Source organism: Aliivibrio finisterrensis (genome assembly GCF_008933155.1).
Classification (GTDB): Bacteria; Pseudomonadota; Gammaproteobacteria; order Enterobacterales; family Vibrionaceae; genus Aliivibrio; species Aliivibrio finisterrensis.
In genome coordinates this window covers 1-4,920 of record NZ_WBVP01000041.1, presented here as the reverse complement: position 1 = coordinate 4,920, position 4,920 = coordinate 1, and the positions used below count along the sequence as shown (strand labels likewise).

General features: G+C 37.5%; 3 protein-coding genes and 1 pseudogene. All 4 read right to left on the bottom strand.

Going from position 1 to position 4,920, the window contains the following annotated elements; genetic code table 11:
- Positions 1-208: pseudogene (locus tag F8B77_RS17115) on the bottom strand (HAD family hydrolase); the annotation flags it as partial.
- A 144-nt stretch (positions 209-352) separates the two neighbouring features.
- Positions 353-1,036, bottom strand: coding sequence for a hypothetical protein (locus tag F8B77_RS17110; protein ID WP_151656855.1), 684 nt, complete (start codon positions 1,034-1,036; stop codon positions 353-355).
- Between the two features lie 134 nt (positions 1,037-1,170).
- Positions 1,171-1,818 (bottom strand): hypothetical protein, encoded by a 648-nt coding sequence (locus F8B77_RS17895; RefSeq protein ID WP_208846170.1) that lies wholly within the window; start codon positions 1,816-1,818, stop codon positions 1,171-1,173.
- A 1,292-nt stretch (positions 1,819-3,110) separates the two neighbouring features.
- Positions 3,111-3,647 (bottom strand): nucleotidyltransferase family protein, encoded by a 537-nt coding sequence (locus tag F8B77_RS17090; protein WP_151656853.1) that lies wholly within the window; start codon positions 3,645-3,647, stop codon positions 3,111-3,113.
- Positions 3,648-4,920 lie beyond the last annotated feature (1,273 nt).

The following is a 4,920-nucleotide window of genomic DNA, read 5'->3' as shown; positions in this document are numbered from 1 at the left end:
GTTCAAATGCCAATTCAATATCCTGAACACAGGAATCATCAGCACCAGTTGCAACATAAAGCAAATGTCCTTTCTGGGATAATGAAGCTAACATTTCCAAAGCACCATCTACAGCTTGAACTGTTTCCCAATCACACATTTTTCCTTGAGTATTTGGAAAGTCGACCATTAAAGTGTCACCCCAATCGAACAGATAAGCTTTTTTCATAATGCCTCCTTGCATATAACGCCTGCATAACACGTTTGCTACGATACAGTCTTAGTTGAATTTTACTGCCTTAATCACTGAAGCTAAAGGCAAACTGAAAACGCCGAGTGTAGCAAATCGTGTTGATGCATTTGTTATGTTTATTTAACCAATAAACTCTAAAGCTGACGTAAATGCACTTTTGAATAAGCCAAACAAAGCTCTACCTTTTTGAGTATCTAAAGATAAAGCAATTGAAATACTCATTAATGTCGAAATAGCAACACTTTGCCAGTCAACCTTATTTAAACGATCTGCCGACTCAACTAAATAATTCAAGCGATCATTAATTACTTCTAATTGTTCCACTGTAGGCTGGAATTCAAGTTCTAATAGCTTTTTAAAATGCTCAATAGCTAAGGCAACCCGTTCCTTCTCTGCTTTATCGAAACTTTTATTATTTCTATTTATTAACGGGTCATCAACGAAAAGATTTTGACGATCTATTTGAGACCAAAGATCTGGAACATCTATTTCTTCCAAGTAGTTTTCCACATGCTTTACTAACCAATCTTTAAAACCATCATAAACCTCCTCAACCGAACACCATCGGTCACGTGGCATATAATCAGATTTTGGATATGAAGGAGCAAATTCGACGTAGCGATAATCATGCTCAAAATAATCAGAGCTATTTGTTCGCGTTAAAAATGCTAAAGGTGAATTTACAAATTGTAAAATAAACCCAGGAAATTCATCGACTTCCTTCTCAACAGCTCGAAACTGATTTACTTGAAATCCTGACTGCTCAATTATTTCAATAAAGCCATTTTTATGTTTTTTTAACACCTATGCCTCCTATAAACATAACGCCTGCATAACACGTTTGCTACCATGCAAACCAAGCCTAAATTTACCACTTAATACGATAAAACCAAAGAAACCTACAATGCCGAATGTAGCAAATCGTGTTGATGCATTTGTTAAACGATTCCTAATTCCTTACGCATTTCTAAAAATATCCGACTCTGCAAGTCAGCTAGTGCTTCCCCCTCACCAGAGAACTCATCATTCATAAACTCATTAACTTTCAACTGCGCCGCTTCTGGCTCGGTAACAAAAAGCATGTAGTTAGTATTCATCCACGTCATAAACTGAACTGTCTTATCTTGAGCAACCTCAAGATTCGTCACATAAAGATCTAACAACGCTAAAAGGTCGTCACCAGCCTCTAACCTCAGACCATTAATTTCATTTTTAAAGGTAATAAATATTTCTGAGATATCTCCCTGTAAAGAAAGACTATTCTTGACATAATTTATTGTAGCTTCTTGTGTTGGGTTTCTGAGTAGGTCAACCAGACTAGTTTGGAATTTATCAAATAGTTGCCTCCTCGAATTACTAGAGTAACCATCTAACAAAGCGTAATAATTTTTATACTGAGCTAACTTACCGTCATATAGTTTTTTCTTTCGGTCAATTTCCAATTCAAAATCTTTCTTCAAGTGTTCAAGTTCTTTGTCATATACATGCTTAATTGACTGTTTGAGTCGCTCTTTAAGCCAGAAAATGAGAACGCCATTGATAGCGACAGTTATTCCACTTGAAACTAAAATTTCCGACCAATCCATTTGCTACCTCTAATCGTTTAACGCCTGCATAACACGTTTGCTACGATACAGACTTAACTGAATTTTAACGCCTTAATCACTGAAACTAAAGGCAAACTGACAACGCCGAGTGTAGCAAATCGTGTTGATGCATTTGTTACACGATCTTTGTCAACGCTTCGCTTTAATTGGTAAGGAACTGATTTACCAATAATATTTAGAAACTAATTCTAAATTACAAAAGCTAAATTAGCGAACAAAAGAAACGTTCAATTACAAAAACTGCGAAACGAAGCAATCCTTTTTCTAGCACCATTTGTACGATTTGGTTTCAGCCAGTTTGGAGCTGATAAACCAAATATCCTTGCCACAATTGGGATTGAAAATGCTACGAGTAAAGCACGGATGCTGGATAGAATGAGGCATAGCCAAAGAACAATTGAAGCGTAAAAATGCCTCTGAAACGCATGAACTTAGACCGAAAATAGTTAATTGCCGAACCTGATGAAATGAAAACTAAAAGGAAACAAAGAAGAAGAGAAACCACCCTACTTTTACATCTAAAATTCGAATGGTTCTATCGCTGAACTGAGCCAAAAAACCGCTATCTTTAGTTCGTGTAACGCTGGCATAACACGTTTATTACTATGCAAACCAACCTGAATTAACCGCCTTAATCACAAAACCCAAGGCAAACCCAGAACGCCGAATGTAATAAATCGTGTTGATGCGATTGTTGTGCGTGCTTACTTTCGGCTTGGCCAACTTGGTAAAGAACTGCTTTGCCAAGATTTTCTAAGCCCTGATTCTAATTTACCGATGCTAATTAAGCGAACAAAATGTTCTTAAAGTGCGAGATAAAGTAAATGGAGAACAGATACATTTCTTACGCCATTTGAACGGCTTGGTTTCAACAGATTTGGAACTGATAAACTAAATATCCTTTCCACAACTGGGATTGAAAATGCTGAGAAGAAAACACTGATGCAAACTAAAATGAGGCATAACCAAAGAACAATTGAAGCGTAAAATAGCTTCTGAAACGCCTGAACTTAGGGAAATAAGGGCTAATTTGCCGAACCTGATAATACGGAAACCAAAAGGCAACAAAGAAGAAAGGAACGCTTACTAAGCCGAAACTACGAAAGCCACGATCCTTTTGATGAACCGTGCAAAAAATTTCGGACTCAGTACGCACAACGCCTGCATAACACGTTTGTTACCATGCAGATTAAGCCCAAATTTACCACTTAACACGGTAAACTAAAAGAAACCTAGAATGCCGAATGTAGCAAATCGTGTTGATGCATTTGTTATAACGCAGTTCTCAATTTAGACCAATGACTCAGCCAACCTTTCGACGTTACACGGTCACTGAAAATTTCTAAAGAACGTTTCGGATTATGTGTAACCTGCAAATTGAACAACGATTCAAAGCCAAAAGCAGAAATACATTCATATTTTCCATTGCCTAATTTTCGTATGGCTACCGCTGTTTCTTTTTCTGGCCAATAACTCATTGCGTCGATAATATTTAAATATGGTTTATCTCCATTTCGTTTGTGCATAATTGCTTGATTACGCACTTCCCAATTCAATTCTGGCATCAATGCAGAAAGCTGAGATTCGATTAGTTTGTAGTTTTCAGGATTAGATTCAGTTTCATCGAAATAAATAACGTCAACGTCATTCAAAGGCGTTGATACTGATTTCTGATGTAAATAATCCCACACCAAATTTCGGACGAAACCAGCGGCTAAATAGCAATGAGGTAAATTGAGTTGCCGAACACAATCAAGAGCCTTAACCCTCAACTCATCTTTCTCAATTAATGTGATGATTCTATCCATATCCACCCTGCGTTATAACGCCGCAATAACACGTGCGAACGCCTTACTTTCCAAACCAATTACACTCCAAACCGCGAATGCCGAGTGTAATTAGCATCGTGTTGATTGCTTTGTTATACGAGCCTTGCTTTCGCTCAAATTAACTTGGTAACGAACTGATTTACCAAGATTTGCTGTTAACTGAGTTTAATTAGACTGGCTCAATTAAGCGAGCAAAATATCCAATCACCGCCAATAACTGTGAAACGAAACAATCCCTTTTTCTTACACCATTTGAACGACTTGGTTTCAACCTGTTTGGAACTGATAAACCAAATATCCAAACCACAATTGGGATTGAAAATGCTAAGAGGAAAACACTGATGCAGGCTAAAATGAGGCATAACCAAAGAACAATTGAAGCGTAAACTAGCCGCTGAAACGCCTGAATTTGGGGCAATAATAGTTCAATGCCGAACCTGATGAAATGGAAACCAAAAGGCAACAAAGAAAAAGGAAAACCACCCTACTTTCACACCTAAAAAACTAATGGTTCAATCGCTGAACTGAACCAAAAAACTGCATTCTCAGAGTTCGTATAACGCCTGCATAACACGTTTGCTACCATGCAGATTAAGCTGAATTTTACTGCCTTAATCACTGAAACTAAAGGCAAACTGACAACGCCGAGTGTAGCAAATCGTGTTGATGCATTTGTTACACGATCTTTGTCAACGCTTCTATTAACTTGGTAAAGAATTGATTTACCAAGATTTACTGTAAACTAAGTTTAATTAGACTGGCTCAATTAAGCGAGCAAAATGTCATTTCAACGGCAATAACTGTGAAACGAAACAATCCCTTTTTCTTACGCCATTTGTACGATCTGGTTTCAGCAAGTTTTCAGCTTATAAACTAAATATCCTAACCACAATTGGGATTAAAAATGCTGCGAGCAAAACACTGATAGAAGATAAAATGAGGCATAGCCAAAGAACAATTGAAGCGTAAATTAGCCGCTGAAACGCCTGAATTTAGGACAATAATAGTTCAATGCCGAACCTGATGAAATGAACTCAAAAAGGCAACAAAGAAAAAAGGAAATCCACCCTACTTTCACGCCTAAAAAATTAACGGCTCAATCGCTGAACTGAGCCAAAAAACTGCAATCTTAGAGTTCGTGTAACGCCGCAATAACACGTGCGAAAGACCGACTTACAAAACCAATTATACTTCAAACCGCGAATGCCGAATGTAAATAGCATCGTGTTGATTGCTTTGTTATACGAGCCTT

Coding starts and splice junctions, on each gene's coding strand:
- F8B77_RS17895 (WP_208846170.1), bottom strand. CDS start 1,818: ATGGATTGGTCGGAAATTTTAGTTTCAAGTGGAATAACTGTCGCTATC.
- F8B77_RS17090 (WP_151656853.1), bottom strand. CDS start 3,647: ATGGATAGAATCATCACATTAATTGAGAAAGATGAGTTGAGGGTTAAG.